This window comes from Desulfotomaculum sp. OF05-3 (assembly GCF_003435535.1).
GTDB classification, from domain to species: Bacteria; Bacillota; Clostridia; order Lachnospirales; family Lachnospiraceae; genus Pilosibacter; species Pilosibacter fragilis.
In genome coordinates this window covers 23,014-39,097 of the sequence record NZ_QWGO01000017.1, presented here as the reverse complement: position 1 = coordinate 39,097, position 16,084 = coordinate 23,014, and the positions used below count along the sequence as shown (strand labels likewise).

9 protein-coding genes and 1 pseudogene are annotated in these 16,084 nt (G+C 50.1%); 8 read left to right on the top strand and 2 right to left on the bottom strand.

Annotated elements, in window-relative coordinates:
* Positions 1 to 291: 291 nt before the first annotated feature.
* Positions 292 to 1,371 (bottom strand): ABC transporter substrate-binding protein, encoded by a 1,080-nt coding sequence (locus tag DXA87_RS10345; protein ID WP_117504268.1) that lies wholly within the window; start codon positions 1,369 to 1,371, stop codon positions 292 to 294.
* A gap of 218 nt (positions 1,372 to 1,589) precedes the next feature.
* Here DXA87_RS10345 and DXA87_RS18630 point away from each other — a divergent pair, with 218 nt between their 5' ends.
* The 3 genes and pseudogenes from DXA87_RS18630 to DXA87_RS10335 form a co-directional block, all read left to right on the top strand.
* Positions 1,590 to 1,712, top strand: a complete 123-nt coding sequence (locus DXA87_RS18630; protein ID WP_015552358.1) for a hypothetical protein — start codon at positions 1,590 to 1,592, stop codon at positions 1,710 to 1,712.
* Between the two features lie 268 nt (positions 1,713 to 1,980).
* Entirely contained in the window at positions 1,981 to 3,453 is a 1,473-nt protein-coding gene (locus tag DXA87_RS10340; RefSeq protein WP_117504266.1) for a 4Fe-4S dicluster domain-containing protein, read from the top strand.
* A gap of 182 nt (positions 3,454 to 3,635) precedes the next feature.
* A pseudogene (locus tag DXA87_RS10335) lies at positions 3,636 to 3,848 on the top strand (N-acetylmuramoyl-L-alanine amidase family protein); the annotation flags it as partial.
* A 168-nt stretch (positions 3,849 to 4,016) separates the two neighbouring features.
* On the opposite strand, the gene DXA87_RS10330 reads toward DXA87_RS10335, so the two are convergent.
* Positions 4,017 to 8,339, bottom strand: a complete 4,323-nt coding sequence (locus tag DXA87_RS10330; protein WP_117504264.1) for a 2-hydroxyacyl-CoA dehydratase — start codon at positions 8,337 to 8,339, stop codon at positions 4,017 to 4,019.
* 397 nt (positions 8,340 to 8,736) lie between these two features.
* Between DXA87_RS10330 and DXA87_RS10325 the strand changes: the two genes are divergently transcribed.
* The 5 genes from DXA87_RS10325 to DXA87_RS10305 all read left to right on the top strand — a co-directional run bounded on the left by DXA87_RS10325 (position 8,737) and on the right by DXA87_RS10305 (position 16,073).
* On the top strand, positions 8,737 to 9,600 hold the full coding sequence (locus DXA87_RS10325) for a hypothetical protein (protein WP_117504261.1): 864 nt from the start codon (positions 8,737 to 8,739) through the stop codon (positions 9,598 to 9,600).
* Between the two features lies 1 nt (position 9,601).
* On the top strand, positions 9,602 to 11,038 hold the full coding sequence (pyk, locus tag DXA87_RS10320; protein WP_117504259.1) for a pyruvate kinase: 1,437 nt from the start codon (positions 9,602 to 9,604) through the stop codon (positions 11,036 to 11,038).
* 27 nt (positions 11,039 to 11,065) lie between these two features.
* A complete protein-coding gene (locus DXA87_RS10315) occupies positions 11,066 to 12,340 on the top strand; it encodes a diaminopimelate decarboxylase (protein WP_117504257.1) in 1,275 nt (424 codons plus the stop codon).
* Positions 12,341 to 12,890: 550 nt separating this feature from the next.
* A complete protein-coding gene (locus DXA87_RS10310) occupies positions 12,891 to 13,784 on the top strand; it encodes a S8 family peptidase (RefSeq protein ID WP_242998035.1) in 894 nt (297 codons plus the stop codon).
* Between the two features lie 513 nt (positions 13,785 to 14,297).
* Positions 14,298 to 16,073 carry a Na/Pi cotransporter family protein gene (locus DXA87_RS10305; protein WP_117483444.1) on the top strand — a complete coding sequence of 592 codons (1,776 nt, stop codon included), beginning with the start codon at positions 14,298 to 14,300 and terminating at the stop codon, positions 16,071 to 16,073.
* The last annotated feature ends 11 nt before the right edge of the window (positions 16,074 to 16,084 follow it).

Below are 16,084 nucleotides of genomic sequence, written 5' to 3'. Positions count from 1 at the left end.
CTTCATAGTTACGTGCAAAAATCCATTCCAGATCAGCTTCGCTGATGGGATTTTTGCCTTCCAGCCTATGTTTTCTTACGGTCAGCGCAGCAAGTGCGCAGACCTACTGAACAGTTACAAATTATAACAGATATTTCTCATGGCTCAAGCTATTAAACTGACTTATGTAAACTAAATTCCGTGAGAATAAACGGAGATATAGAAATGAGGTATGACTGTTTTGCCAGCCATACCTCGTTTTTCACAGTCGGCATGAATGCTTGTAACTGTTGAGAACTTTCGCAGTCACAATTACTTTACATAGTAGAAGCCGTCATCCGGCAGTTCACCGCCGACGGAGGCCGGGTTCTGGTCATACAGAGCCTGAAGGTAACCGGAAAGTGCTGTTTTCATCTCATCACCGGAGATAAAGGTGATGTTGCAGTACGGAAGTGCTTTTTTCGCGACCGGAGCCTTTGCGACGATCTCAGCCTTTGCGATGAGCTCGGCTGCGGCATCCGGATCCTCCGCGGTGAAGGCGATGGATGCCTCATGTTCCTGTAAGAACGTATCAACGAGATCCTCGTGCTCCTTTAAGAAATCATTGTTTACAATGGTAACACCTGTTACAAGACGGCTTCCGGAACCTTCGCTCTGGACATTATCCCACTCTTTTGTGAGGTCCATGATGATGGAGAGCTTTTCGTTCTGGGCGAGAGCGGCAGTTACGAATGGCTGCGGAAGAAGACCGATGGCGTTCGGATCCTCAGCGAGGACGGAAGCCACCTCAGATGCCTCGGACTTGAATTCAAGAGTTACATCATCCTCTCCGAGTCCTGCGGCGGAGAGCACATAGCGGAGTGCGTATTCCGGAGTAGTTCCCTTTCCCGGAAGATATACGGTCTTTCCCTTTAGCTGATCGATCGTAGTCACGGAGCTGTCGGCAGATACGAAGTAGAGAACGCCGAGAGTGTTGATATCGATCACGGAGATATTTTTGTTTGTCTTATTGTAGAGAACGCTTGCGACGTTCGCCGGAAGCAGGGCGATATCGACTTTTCCGCCTGCGACCATGGCGGTCATCTCATCAGCTGCGGTGACCATAGTGAATTCATAGCTGTTCTCGGACTCCCCGTTTGCGGCCTCGTCCATAAGCTTTACAAGTCCCATGGTTGTCGGTCCCTTTAAACCGCCGACACGGACAACGGTCCCATCACCGGTGTTTTCAGCGGCGGACTCGGAAGCAGCTTCCGTTGTGGTTTCCTCAGCGGCAGTCGTTGTTTCCTCCGCGGAAGAAGCGGCAGTAGTTGTTTCGGTTTTGGATGATGAGCAGCCTGCAAGGAGAGATCCCGCGATCGCGGCAGCCATCATGACGGATAACATTTTTCTCATAACTTAGTTCCTCCTGAAAAAAATCTGACAGACACGGGTCTTGTCCCACTGTCTGCGTGAATGATAAATCCCCGGTATGCACACGAAAAGAGCATACCGGGGATCCTGAATATGACAGATATTCCCGTATCAGATTCTTTTCGTCTTTTCCCTCAGGACAGTTGACCTTTGGGGTTAGCACGACCGAACTAAATAGAATATATCATGGAGAGTTAGGAATGTCAATCCAACATGAGACTGGGGAAAAACATGTTTTAAAGGCGAAGGCTGCATATGCCAAACCGAAAATAATCGGAAACGGAGTGGCGGGAAAGAGGCGGAACCGGAACCTGACTTTGTGAAAAAAAGAGACAAAGAAAGTGGTGCTGGACAGCCGCATACTGCGAACAAATATCCGACACAGAAAGACAGAAAAACCCAGGAAAATACAAGAAATTTCGCTGCCTGTACTTTATTGTATACAATTTAAGAAAATAAGGTTTTTCCCCGGAATGCGTTGGATTATATACAATTTCCGACTTGCTTTGCAAAGGGGGATATGCGATAATATGATGCGAAAACATTAAAAATTAAGGTAAGATAGAGGATTCAAATTTAGGAGGAAATGGTATGAAAACCAACGATGAGGCACTGCTTAAGATCAAGTATAACGTGCTGCGCACAGTTTCCAGGCTGGCTTTTGAGGGCAGACTCGAGGAAGAGAGAGACAATATCCCGTTCAAACTGATCCCGGGTCCAAAGGCACAGTTCCGCTGCTGTGTATACAAGGAGAGAGAGATCATCCGTCAGAGAATCCGTCTCGTGGAGGGAAAATGTCCGAGTGACAAACAGAGCGACAATATCATTCAGGTCATCTCTTCTGCATGTGAGGAGTGTCCGATCACAAGATTCGTTGTAACCGATAACTGTCAGAAATGTATGGGTAAAGCCTGTCAGAACGCATGTAACTTTGGTGCGATCTCGATCGGCCGCGACCGTGCCCATATCGATCCGAGTGTCTGTAAAGAGTGCGGACGCTGTGCTCAGGCATGTCCGTACAATGCGATCGCTGAGCTGATCCGTCCGTGCCGCCGTGCATGTCCGGTAGATGCGATCACAATGGATCCGGAGACCGGAATCTGTCAGATCGATGAAAAGAAATGTATCCAGTGCGGTGCCTGCGTAAGAAGCTGCCCGTTCGGTGCAATTTCCTCCAAGGTATATGTTGTACAGGTGATCGAGGCGATCAAGGCTGGCAAGAAGGTCGTTGCCATGGTTGCTCCGGCTGCTGAAGGTGAGTTCGGCCAGGATATCACAATGGAGAGCTGGCGTACTGCATTAAAGAAGGTTGGCTTTGCCGATATGGTAGAGGTTGCTGCCGGTGCTGATATGACAGCAGCTTACGAGGCAATGGAATGGGCAGAGGCATTTAAGGAAGGCAAGAAGATGACGACCTCCTGCTGTCCGGCATTTGTAAATATGATCAAGAAACACTACCCGACTCTGATCGATAATATGTCCACAACGGTATCCCCGATGTGCGCGGTATCCAGAATGTTAAAAGCGATCGATCCGGAGACAGTTACCGTATTTATCGGACCGTGTATGGCAAAGAAGTCTGAGGCGGCTGACAAGTCCATCGAGAACAATGCGGATTATGTTCTGACCTTCGGTGAGGCCATCGAAATGCTGCGCGGAAAAGAAGTTGAGCTTGAGCCGGCTGAGGAGACAAAGCAGGAAGGCAGTGTCTTCGGAAAACGCTTTGGCAATGGCGGCGGCGTGACAAACGCAGTGATCGAGTGCTTCAAGGAAAGAGGCGAGAGCGCAGATGTTAAGGTTGCGCGCTGCAGCGGTGCGGCTGAGGTTAAGAAAGCCCTTCTTCTTCTCAAGGTCGGCAGACTTCCGGAAGACTTCATTGAGGGTATGATGTGCCAGGGCGGTTGCGTAGGCGGACCGAGCAACATGAAACAGGAGATGGCATTCAAGAAAGACCGCGACGCTGTGATTGCGAAGGCAGACGGCCGCGGAGTATGGGAGAACTTAAAGAATTACGATATGGATTCCTTCTCTATGCATCGCAGCTACGAGAAGCCGGAGGCTTAATGTAGGTTTACATAACATATGAATATGGCAGGGTGTCCGGCTGGGGCTGGCGGACACCTGTGAACAAAAGAACAGCATATATTTTCTGGAGAATTTCTGGAAGGTATATGCTGTTTTGATGTCATGGATTCGGGGGGTGTCGGCTTAACAGCGGAAAAATGTGACCTGCAGCAAGTGCTCATGTCTGGGTGAACGGAAGATGGTACTATCTGAACGCGGACGGAGATATGGCGATCGGCTGGATCCTTGTGAACGGAGTCTGGTATTACCTGAATCCGATGGCAGGAGTCCTTGATCCGGGTGGAAATCCGATACCGGAGGGCGCAATGTACGTAAGTGCTGTGACGCCGGATGGCTATCATGTCGGAGTATCCGGGGCGCTGATCGGAAGATAACAGACAGCGGCAGGTATCGAAAATGATATCTGCCGCTGTTTTTATGTGCTTTATCCAGGTTCGATAAGAATCCCACCTTTTTCAGGTGGTAGTAACAGCAAATTTGTCTCAGTGGAAGTCAGTTTTCGACTGAGACGAATTTGTATTTAGAAGCTTATGGTATGTAGATTACAACCGACACTTATTGACACGCTTGGAAGAAAGCTCTTCCACCTTTTTTAACGTCTTCGCCAGATTCGGATCCACATATTCCTCTTTTTCAAGGTTTTTCTGAGCTGTGGAAAGCATCAGCTTGATACGGTTTAACTGGTTTACCTCACTGGCCCCCGGATCATAGTCGACGGCGATGATGTTTGCCTTGGGGTTCGCGTAGCGAAGCTCCTTGATGACACCTTTTCCGACGATATGGTTCGGCAGGCAGCCGAAAGGCTGAACGCAGACGATGTTGTTGACACCGCTCTTGATGAGCTCCAGCATCTCACCGGTCAGGAACCAGCCTTCACCGGTCTGGTTTCCGAGGGAGACAAAGCCGTTTGCCATCACTGCCAGATCCTTGATCCTTGACGGCGGAGTGAAGTGGGTGCTCTTTTCGAGAGCGATCCTTGCGGCCTTTCTCATGTACTCTAAAAGGGAGATCGCCATGTTGCAGAGATGCGCCGTGGAGCGCTTCATTCCCAGATTATCTGCCTTGAAGTTGCTGTTGTAGAAGCAGTAAAGCAGGAAATCCATGAGATCCGGCATAACAGCTTCCGCACCTTCCGACTCCAGGAGCTCCACGATGTGGTTGTTGGCGGTCGGGGAGAATTTGACGAGGATCTCTCCGACGATGCCGACCTTCGGCTTGTGGACATTCGTGCGCTCTAAGTTATCGAAGTCATGGATGATGCCGCGGATATTCTTCACAAAGGTCATCATTCCGGCGCTCTTTGTGGAGAGTGCTTTGATACAGATCTTCTTCCATTTCTCGTGGAGCGCATTTGCGGAGCCTGGAACGGCCTCATAAGGTCTTGTAGCGTAGAGAACACGCATAAATACATCACCGTATACAACAGCCTGAAGAGCCTTCACAAGCATAGCCGGTGTATACTTGAATCCTGGGTTTGTCTCCATGCCATTTGCGTTGATGGAGATGACCGGGATCTGCGCCATTCCGGCCTTTTCAAGGGCACGGCGGATAAATCCGATATAGTTTGACGCACGGCAGCCGCCTCCGGTCTGGCTCATAAGGACAGCCGTGTGGTCGAGATCATACTTTCCGGACAGCAGGGCATCCATGATCTGTCCGATAACGATCAGGGACGGATAGCAGGCGTCGTTGTTTACATATTTTAATCCCGTATCGACGGCTGTCTTGTCATCGTTCTGGAGAACGACGAGGTTGTAGCCGAAGCTGCGGATCGCCGGCTCGATGAGCTCGAAGTGGATCGGGGACATCTGCGGGCAGAGCAGCGTGTAGTTTTTCTTCATGTCCTTCGTGAACATCACACGGTTGTAGGCGCTGGACACGATGGTTCTCGTGTAGCGGCGCTCCTCGCGGACGCGGAGAGCGGAGATCAAAGAACGGATACGGATCCTTGCGGCTCCGAGGTTGTTGACCTCATCGATCTTTAAGACCGTATAGATCTTCCCGGATCGGGTGAGAATATCACTGACCTGATCGGTGGTCACGGCGTCGAGACCGCAGCCGAAGGAGTTTAACTGGACGAGATCCAGGTTATCCTGTGTCTTTACAAAGGCCGCCGCCGCATAGAGGCGGGAGTGGTACATCCACTGGTCGGTAACGACGAGCGGGCGCTCCACCTTTCCTAAATGGGATACGGAGTCCTCCGTGAGGACAGCGAAACCGTAGGAGGTGATCATATCGGCGATGCCGTGGTTGATCTCCGGATCGATGTGGTACGGACGTCCCGCAAGGACGATGCCGTGTTTTCCGGTGTCTTTTAAGTACTGTAAGACTTCCTCGCCTTTCTTCTCCACATCGGTTCTCGCCTGGGCGAGTTCATCCCAGGCCTTTTTAGCAGCCTTCTTCGTCTCGGATTCCGGAATATCGAATTCCTTCTTAAAGACTTCCTGAAGCTGCTTTGAAAGGACCGCCTCGCTTGTGAACGCCATGAACGGATTTAAGAACTTCACGTTCTTTTCCTTTAATTCCTCCATGTTGTTCTTGATGTTCTCCGAGTAGGAGGTGACCATCGGGCAGTTGTAGTGGTTTCCGGCTCCCGGAACCTCTTTCCGCTCGTAAGGAATACACGGATAGAAGATAAACGGCACATCGCGTTTGATGAGCCAGGAAATGTGTCCGTGGGCAAGCTTTGCCGGGTAACATTCAGACTCACTCGGGATCGTCTCGATGCCCAGCTCGTAGATCTGGTGGCTGGACTGTGGGGACAGCATCACGCGGAAGCCGAGCTCCTTAAAGAAGGTTGCCCAGTACGGGAAGTTCTCGTACATGTTGAGGACCCGCGGGATTCCCACAACGCCGTGGGTCGCCTTGTCGGCTGTCAACGGCTCATAGTCGAAGAGTCTGTGATACTTCCATGTAAAGAGGTTCGGGATGTCACGTTTTGCCTTTTCCACGCCGAGACCGCGCTCACAGCGGTTTCCGGAAATATACTGACGTCCACCCTCGAACCGGTTGATTGTCAGGACACAGTGGTTTACGCATCCGCGGCAGCGGCTCATGGTTGTCGTGTAGGTCAAATTGATCATATCGTCCAGAGAGAGCATCGTCGTCTCATGGGGACGGTGCATGTAACGCTCACGGGCGATCAGTGCCGCACCGAAGGCACCCATGATACCTGCGATATCCGGGCGGACGGCATTGCAGCCGGAGATCCGCTCGAAGCTTCGTAGGACTGCGTCATTGTAGAAGGTTCCGCCCTGTACAACGACGTTCTTTCCGAGGTCGCCGGCGGAAGTGATCTTGATGACCTTAAACAGGGCGTTCTTGATCACCGAGTAAGCGAGGCCGGCGGAGATATCCGCAACAGAAGCGCCTTCTTTCTGCGCCTGTTTTACGTTGGAGTTCATGAATACGGTACATCTCGTTCCGAGATCCACCGGGTTCTGGGCAAAAAGTGCCGCCTTCGCGAAATCCTGAACGCTGTAGTTTAAGGATTTTGCGAAGGTCTCGATGAAGGAACCGCAGCCGGAGGAACATGCCTCGTTGAGCTGGACACTGTCCACGGTGCCGTCCTTGATGCGGATACATTTCATATCCTGACCACCGATATCGAGGATGCAGTCTACGGACGGATCGAAGAATGCCGCCGCGTAGTAGTGGGAGATCGTCTCGACCTCGCCCTCATCCAGCATGAAGGCCGCCTTTAAGAGGGCCTCGCCGTAGCCGGTGGAGCAGGAGTAGGCGATCTTCGCGCTGTCCGGAAGCAGGGACTTAATCTCCTTTATGGAAGAGATCGCGGTCGCCAACGGGCTTCCGTTGTTGCTGCTGTAAAAGCTGTAGAGCAGGGAACCATCCTCGCCGACGAGTGCCACCTTCGTTGTGGTGGAACCGGCATCGATTCCTAAGAATACATTTCCCTCATAGGTGGCGAGGTTGCCGCGGCGGACCTTGTACTGGTCATGGCGGTCGGTGAATTCCTTATAATCTGCCTCATCCTTAAATAAAGGCTGCATTCTCTTTACTTCAAATTTCATCTTGATGCCGCCGGAAAGATCTGCGATCAGCTTATCAAGAGAGAAGATCTCCGCGTGCTCCTTCGCATTCATGGCAGCGCCGACGGCGGCGAAAAGATGGGAGTGGTCCGGGGCGATGATCGCATCACCGGTTAAATTTAAGGTGCGGATAAAGGCGTTTCGAAGCTCCGGTAAAAAGTGCAGCGGACCGCCGAGGAACGCTACGTTTCCGCGGATCGGTTTTCCGCAGGCAAGACCGCTGATGGTCTGGTTCACAACCGCCTGGAAAATAGAGGCTGCAAGATCCTCACGGGTCGCACCGTCGTTGATCAGCGGCTGGATATCAGACTTTGCGAATACGCCGCAGCGGGCAGCGATCGGGTAGATCGCCTTATAATTCTTTGCATATTCATTCAGACCGGCAGCATCCGTCTGTAATAAGGAAGCCATCTGGTCGATAAAGGAACCGGTACCTCCGGCGCAGATCCCGTTCATACGCTGGTCGATTCCGCCTGTAAAGTAGATGATTTTCGCGTCCTCGCCGCCAAGCTCGATGGCGACATCCGTCCGCGGAGCGTAGTCCTGAAGTGCGGTCGCAACCGCTACAACCTCCTGGACAAATGGAATATGTAAGTAACCCGACAGAGTGAGTCCGCCGGAACCTGTAATATTGGGCCGTAAAGAGAGTTCACCGAGTTCTCCCTTACACTTTTTCAGAAGCGAGGCCAGGGTTTCCTGGATATTGGCGTAATGCCGCTCATAATCCGCGAATAAAATTTTGTTGTTGTCGTCGATCACGGCAACTTTTACTGTAGTGGAACCGATATCGATTCCAAGACGATAGCATTGATTCATACGAGCGGGGAGTTCTCCCCATACCTCCTTTTCAACAGAAAAAAACGAGCCGTCCGCAAAAAGCAGGCAGCCAGCCGGAATGCAGGCATCAACATGCCGAACCGTTCAGCCATACAATTTTCTGCCGGAATCGGCACATAGCTGAACTGTTATGTCAAAATTCCGCACATAGTATAACACATTAAAAAAGGAAATACAATTGACGGAACTGGCATCTTGAGGCTAAAAACGGTTAAAATTCTGTAAAGAATGTGTAAAGATTTTAGAAGAAAGCGTTGCGGGGATGGATAGACATTCCAGTAACGATATCATAAAGCGTTTGACAAAAGAAACGGTTGGGAATTATAATACGGGACGTAGGAGAAATAGATATTTCTATTAGGAAAGGAAAGCTTCAATGAATTTTATGAACAAGATGGAGCGGAAATTCGGACGGTACGCGATTCCGAATCTCATGTATTATATCGTGATCCTGTATGCGGTGGGCGTGCTGGTCCAGATGATGGCACCGGCATTTTACATCCAGTACCTGATGCTGGATGCGAGGGCGATCCTTCACGGACAGATCTGGCGAGTCGTTACATTTATGATCTGGCCGCCGTCCGGCAGTCTTTTCTTTAACCTGATAGCGATCTACCTTTACTACAATCTGGGAATGACTCTGGAGCGGGTTTGGGGAACCTTCCGGTTTAACGTGTACTTTTTTATGGGTGTGATCGGTCATGTCCTTGCGGCGCTGCTGATCTACATCATTACAGGGCAGGTCTATATTCTCACCACAGATTATCTGAACTTTTCCCTGTTTTTTGCATTTGCGGCCACATTCCCGGAAATGCAGTTTTACCTGTTTTTTGTACTTCCGATCAAGGCGAAGTATCTGGCACTTTTTGATGGACTTTACTTCGTCTATGGATTCCTTTTCGGCGGCATGTCGCAGAGAATTGCGGTCGTTATGTCTTTACTTAATTTTATCGTATACCTCTTCATGTCCAGGGGGAGCCGTCTGAATCCGAAAGAGATCAGAAGAAAGCAGGTCTTTCACTCACAGATGCGCGAGGCGCAGAAAACAGCAGCGAAGATCGGACGCCATCGCTGTGCTGTCTGCGGACGTACCGAGGAGGATGACCCGAATCTTGTATTCCGCTACTGCTCCAAGTGCGAAGGCGACTATGAATACTGTCAGGATCACCTGTATACCCACAGGCATGTAACAAAAGGTGGGATGGATCCAAGACAGGCAAACAGCAATCAGGAGGCATAACATGAAAAAAACAAAAATTATCTGTACCATGGGACCGAACAGCGATGACAGAGAGGTCATGAAACAGCTGCTCTTAAACGGAATGGATGTTGCCCGTTTCAACTTCTCCCACGGAACACACGATGAGCAGAGAGCCCGCTACAAACAGCTTCGCGAGGTTGCGGAAGAGGTTGGAAAACCGGTAGCGGCTCTTCTTGATACAAAGGGCCCGGAGATCCGTACCGGTGTTTTAAAGGACGGAAAGAAGGTAACTCTGACAGCAGGCGAGGAGATCATCCTTACAACAGAGGATATCGTCGGTGACGCAAAGAGAGTCCACATCAACTATAACGGTTTAAATGAGGATGTAACAGAGGGCAACGTGATCCTGATCGATGACGGTCTGATCGAGCTCCATGTTGAACGTGTCGAGGGAACCGAGATCTACTGCAGGATCATGAACGGCGGCGAGCTTGGAGAGAGAAAGGGCGTCAACGTCCCGAATGTAAAGATCAAGCTTCCGGCATTAACAGATAAAGATAAGGAAGATATCCGTTTCGGTATCGAGCTTGGGTTCGACTATATCGCGGCTTCTTTTATCCGTTCCGCAGATGCGATCCGTGAGATCCGCCAGATGTTGGATGAGGGCGGTTCCTCAATGGGAATCATCGCGAAGATCGAGAACGCTGAGGGACTTGAGAACCTTGACGAGATCATCGAGGCCAGCGACGGAATCATGGTAGCCCGCGGAGATCTGGGCGTTGAGATCGCACCGGAGAAGCTTCCGCACCTTCAGAAAATGATGATCAAAAAGTGCAGCGCTGCATGTAAGGTCGTTATCACAGCGACCCAGATGCTGGATTCCATGATCCGCAACCCGAGACCGACCCGCGCGGAGGTTTCCGATGTTGCGAACGCTGTATATGACGGAACAGATGTCGTTATGTTATCCGGTGAGACTGCAAACGGCAAGTATCCGGTCGAGGCATTAAAGATGATGGCTCATATCGTTGAGGAGACCGAGTCCCACATGAACGGTGACTTCTATGAGAAGAGAACCGTATCCGACGATAACCGCCACAATATTTCCAATGCAGTGAGCTACGCATCCGTTGCGACTGCACAGTCTCTTGATGCGGCTGTCATCATCGCGCCGAGTATCAGCGGCTACACAGCGAGAATGCTTTCCAAGTGGCATCCGTCCACAAAACTTGTCGGAATGTCCCCGAGTATCTCCGCAGTCCGCAAGATGATGCTCTACTGGGGAGTTACTCCGTTCCAGGCAAAGAGAGCGGAATCCACTGACACTTTAATTGAGAACAGTATTGACATTTTAAAAGAGAATGGTATTGTAAAAGCAGGCGATATCGCGGTCGTGACTGCGGGAGTTGTGGATTATGCGAGAAGACATGAGCCGGCTGCTTCTACAAACATCATGCGTGTTGTAAATATCGACTAACACTGACTAACGAAGGAGAGAACGTACATGGAGAAGAAACCGTTTGTAACGAAGGAACAGCTGGAGGAGATCGCGAAGACATACCCGACTCCGTTTTATCTTTACGATGAGAAGGGGATCCGCGAGAATGCCCTGAAATTAAAAGAGGCATTTTCCTGGAACAAGGGATTCAGGGAATACTTTGCAGTAAAAGCGACACCGAATCCGTTCATTTTAAAAACACTTCAGGAGCTTGGATGCGGAACAGACTGCTCTTCTAAGACAGAACTTTTAATGTCTGACGCCTGCGGTTTTTCCGGACATGACATCATGTTCTCCTCAAACGATACACCGCCGGAAGAGTTCAAGCTTGCGTATGATCTCGGCGCGATCATCAACTTAGATGATTTCACTCACATCGAGTGCCTCGAGAAGACCATCGGAACGATTCCGGAGACGATTTGTTGCCGCTTCAATCCGGGCGGATTATTTAAGGTAGCGACCGATATCATGGATAACCCGGGTGACGCGAAGTATGGCATGACGGAGGCCCAGATCACTGAGGCTTATAAGATCTTAAAGGCAAAGGGCGCGAAGAACTTCGGTATCCACGCGTTCCTGGCAAGCAACACAGTAACGAACGAGTACTATCCGATTCTCGCGAAGCTCCTCTTTGAGCTTGCTGTGAAGTTAAAGAAGGAGACCGGCGCTGATATCAAGTTCATCAACCTCTCCGGCGGAATCGGTATCCCGTACAGACCGGATCAGGAGCCGAACGACATCAAGGTCATCGGCGAGGGCGTAAGAAAGGTTTACGAGGAAGTTCTTGTTCCGGCAGGAATGGGCGATGTGGCGCTCTTCACAGAGCTTGGCCGCTTCATGCTGGCTCCGTACGGCGCTCTCGTGACAAGAGCGATCCACGAGAAGCATACCTACAAGGAGTACATCGGTGTTGACGCATGCGCGGTAAACCTGATGCGTCCGGCTATGTACGGCGCTTACCATCATATCACGGTTATGGGAAAAGAGAACGAGCCCTGCGACCACAAGTACGATGTGACAGGTTCCCTCTGCGAAAACAACGATAAGTTTGCAATCGACCGCATGCTTCCGAAGATCGATAAGGGCGACCTGCTCTTCATCCATGACGCAGGCGCACACGGATTTGCGATGGGATATAACTACAACGGAAAGTTAAAGAGCGCGGAGCTTCTTCTCAAGGAAGACGGCAGTGTCCAGATGATCCGCCGTGCAGAGACTCCGAAGGATTACTTTGCTACATTTGATTTCTGCGATATTCTTAAGAATGTCAGAAACGTGTAAGAAACAGACGGCTGATCTGGACCGGCGTGGCGGACAGCAGTTAAAAACAGAGAGACGGTACTTAGCCCTGGAACGAGTTGAGTGCCGTCTCTTTTTTATGTGCTAAAGATGCACACTCGTGCGAAGATGCAGATTGCCGCAAGTGACCGCGCGAGGCGCCGATGGTGGCCGGGAACAAGGTTTAAGCATGGGAAGTGGGAGATCTTTCTGGAAAAATGGCATGAAAAAACCCTGTACATATTGTACAGGGATTCATCATTTAGGATTTCAATTTCAAAAAGGTTTAGGATAAAGGATTTAAAATATCTCGTGCATTTCTTATGGTTAAAGTATAGCACATCACCCCGGAAAATGATTGTATATTCTTTGAATGAATTATTAAGATTTCTTTAAGATTCGGAAGCTGTTTTCGAAGAATGTGGAAAAGTGTCGGAAATACTGCAAATTGTGGGTGGGGATATGCACAGATGTATATTTTGGGCAGCAGCGCAAGACGAAGTGATTATGAATATCCTGTAAGTAAGAGGAATAGAATAGAGGAATCTTACATGTGAACCATATTAAAGATCAGATCCGCTGCGGCGCGGCTTACCGCCTGGGACTCACTGGAAAAGGCATCGGCGTGGCGGTTTTGGATACCGGGATCTTTCTTCACCGGGATTTTGACAGCCGGGTCACCGGGTTCGCAGACATGGTAAACGGGAAGACCTTCGCCTACGATGACTGCGGGCATGGGACCCATATCTGTGGGATCATCGGAGGCAGTGGGCGTATGTCCGGCGGGCGGTACAGCGGGATCGCGCCGGGCTGTGACCTCGTTATGGTGAAGGTCCTGGACCGGAAAGGAAATGGATATTCTTCGGATGTCCTGGCGGGAATCTCCTGGATCTTAGAGAGAAAGGAAAAGCTTGGCATCCGGATCTTAAATATATCGGTGGGTGCCTGCTCGAAGCGGGGGACGAGCGAAAATTCCGCTCTGGTGAAAGGCGTGAACCGGGCATGGGATGCCGGGCTTGTTGTTGTGGTGGCGGCGGGAAACAATGGTCCCAGGAACATGAGCATCACGACACCGGGGATCAGCAGAAAGGTGATCACGGTGGGGTGCTCAGATGACGACAGGGAGGTCCTGGTGGGCGGAAACCGGATGGTGGACTACTCCGGCCGCGGTCCTACAGCCGCCTGTATCTGTAAGCCCGACCTCGTGGCCCCAGGCTGCAGCGTCGTCAGCTGTGCTGGCCGGGCGGATAAATACACCATCAAAAGCGGCACCTCCATGAGCACTCCCATCGTCTCCGGTGCCACAGCGCTCCTTCTGGAACGGTACCCGGATATGACGAATAAGGATGTGAAGCTGAAGCTTCGGGAAAGCTGTAGGGATATCGGGCTTCCGAGAAATCAGCAGGGGTGGGGGCTGCTGGATGTGGAGAAACTGGTGAGTAAGTAGAAATCATGTAACTGTTCAGTAGGTCTGCGCACTTGCTGCGCTGACCGTAAGAAAACATAGGCTGGAGGGCAAAAATCCCATCAGCGAAGCTGATCTGGAATGGATTTTTGCATGTAACTATGAAGGGACTGAATAGTTACGAAATTATAATAAACTGGAGTATATTAAAATCCCTTATAAAGTATGCTATATTAAAAACAAAGAGTGCCACCGATAGACGGCTGGTCCATAGGTATCAAAAAAATAACCGTTCGATTTCTTAGGTCGGGGCGGTTATTTTTTTGCATTTACAGTATCTTTTCCACAAAATTCTAACATATCTAAGATATTCCATCAATCGACTCCAGTATAAAACAGAACAAATTCTAAAAGAAATTTAAGGCCGTTCTGGGCTTTGATATTTTACACAGATTTTACATACTGCCTACAAAGCATTTTACATTCCCCTGATATTCTGATACATGGTAAGAAAGAGATAAACAAAATGTTAATGAATTTGAAGAGGGGAAATTTATGGATTTTTTTGGTGTATTGACGATGCTTGGCGGGCTCGCGCTGTTCCTTTACGGAATGGAGACTATGGGAAAAGGTCTCGAAAAGCTTTCCGGTGGAAGACTGGAAAGAATTCTTGAAAAACTGACATCAAATCCGATCAAGGCGGTCCTTTTAGGAGCGGGAGTTACGGCGATCATCCAGTCGTCATCCGCAACCACCGTCATGGTCGTAGGTTTCGTAAACTCCGGTATCATGAAGCTGACCCAGGCGGTCGGCATCATCATGGGCGCGAATATCGGAACGACGGTGACGTCCTGGCTCTTAAGCCTTACCGGAATTGAGAGTGGAAATTTCTTTGTACAGCTGTTAAAGCCGACATCATTTTCACCGGTTCTGGCACTCATCGGCGTCTGTTTTATCATGTTCTCCAAGAAGGAGAAGAAAAAAGATGCCGGAACCATCATGATCGGTTTCGCGATTTTAATGACCGGAATGGAGACAATGAGCGGTGCCGTCAAACCGCTGGCAAATGTCCCGGAATTTACCGGAATCCTGACAATGTTCTCAAACCCGGTCCTCGGAATGATCGCAGGCGCTGTCCTCACAGCGATCATCCAGAGCTCCTCCGCGTCCGTCGGTATTCTTCAGGCGTTATGCGCCACAGGGGCGGTAAATTTCAGTACTGCGCTCCCGATCATTATGGGACAGAATATCGGAACCTGTGTGACAGCGATGCTCTCCGGTATCGGTGCCTCAAAGAACGCAAAGCGCGCGGCACTGGTCCATCTTTACTTTAATATTATTGGGACCGTTATTTTTATGATCGTCTTTTATACGATCAATGCGGTCGTTCATTTTTCCTTTCTGGACACAGCGGCAAGCGCTATGGGAATTGCCGTGATCCACAGCAGCTTTAATATAGCGGCAACGATCATGCTTCTTCCGTTCGGCAGTGGCCTTGTAAAACTTGCATGTCTCACGATCCCGGAAGAGAAGAAGGAAGCTCCGGTCCAGAATCAGGAAAAAGATGCGTTCCGTCTTCTCGACCAGCGTTTCCTCGACACGCCGGCTTTTGCGGTTGAACAGTGCCGTCAGACGACGATCCAGATGGCGAAGCTTGCACGGGAATGCTTCTTCACGGCGGTGGATCTGCTTCACGGCTATGATGACGAAAAGGCAGCCCGTGTGGAGGCCCTGGAAAACCTTGTGGACCGGTATGAGGATGAGCTTGGAACTTACATGGTAAAGCTTGGCGGAAAGAATCTTTCCAAATCAGACAGCCATACCGTATCCCTGCTTTTACACTGTATCGGAGATTTTGAGCGTATTTCCGATCACGGCATGAACCTGAAAGATTCCGCAAAAGAGATGAAGGAAAAAGAAATGCAGTTCTCCAGCAAGGCAGAGAAGGAACTTGGCATATTCTTCGACGCGGTAAAGGAGATCCTGAACCTGTCCATCGATGCCTTTGAGACGAACAATACGGATGAGGCAGCCAGAGTGGAGCCCCTTGAGGAGGTTATCGACGATATTAATACCGTCGTAAAGGCAAACCATATCCGAAGACTCCAGAAGGGAAAATGTACGATCGAGCAGGGATTTGTGCTTTCTGATATTTCCATGAATCTGGAGCGTGTTTCCGACCATTGCTCCAACATCGCAGTCAGCGTCATTGAGATCGACCGTGACGGTTTTGATACCCACGGTTACCTTGACAACCTGAAGCGTGACGGAGATCCGCATTTCGCGGCGATGGTAGAGCAGTACCGCGGCAAATATATGCTTCCGGTATAGGCAGATATGTA

Bases quoted from the DNA above. Each gene is read 5' to 3' on its own strand.
- DXA87_RS10345 (WP_117504268.1), bottom strand. From the start codon at position 1,371: ATGAGAAAAATGTTATCCGTCATGATGGCTGCCGCGATCGCGGGATCT.
- DXA87_RS18630 (WP_015552358.1), top strand. From the start codon at position 1,590: ATGTCAATCCAACATGAGACTGGGGAAAAACATGTTTTAAAGGCGAAG.
- DXA87_RS10340 (WP_117504266.1), top strand. From the start codon at position 1,981: ATGAAAACCAACGATGAGGCACTGCTTAAGATCAAGTATAACGTGCTG.
- DXA87_RS10330 (WP_117504264.1), bottom strand. From the start codon at position 8,339: ATGAATCAATGCTATCGTCTTGGAATCGATATCGGTTCCACTACAGTA.
- DXA87_RS10325 (WP_117504261.1), top strand. From the start codon at position 8,737: ATGAATTTTATGAACAAGATGGAGCGGAAATTCGGACGGTACGCGATT.
- pyk (WP_117504259.1), top strand. From the start codon at position 9,602: ATGAAAAAAACAAAAATTATCTGTACCATGGGACCGAACAGCGATGAC.
- DXA87_RS10315 (WP_117504257.1), top strand. From the start codon at position 11,066: ATGGAGAAGAAACCGTTTGTAACGAAGGAACAGCTGGAGGAGATCGCG.
- DXA87_RS10305 (WP_117483444.1), top strand. From the start codon at position 14,298: ATGGATTTTTTTGGTGTATTGACGATGCTTGGCGGGCTCGCGCTGTTC.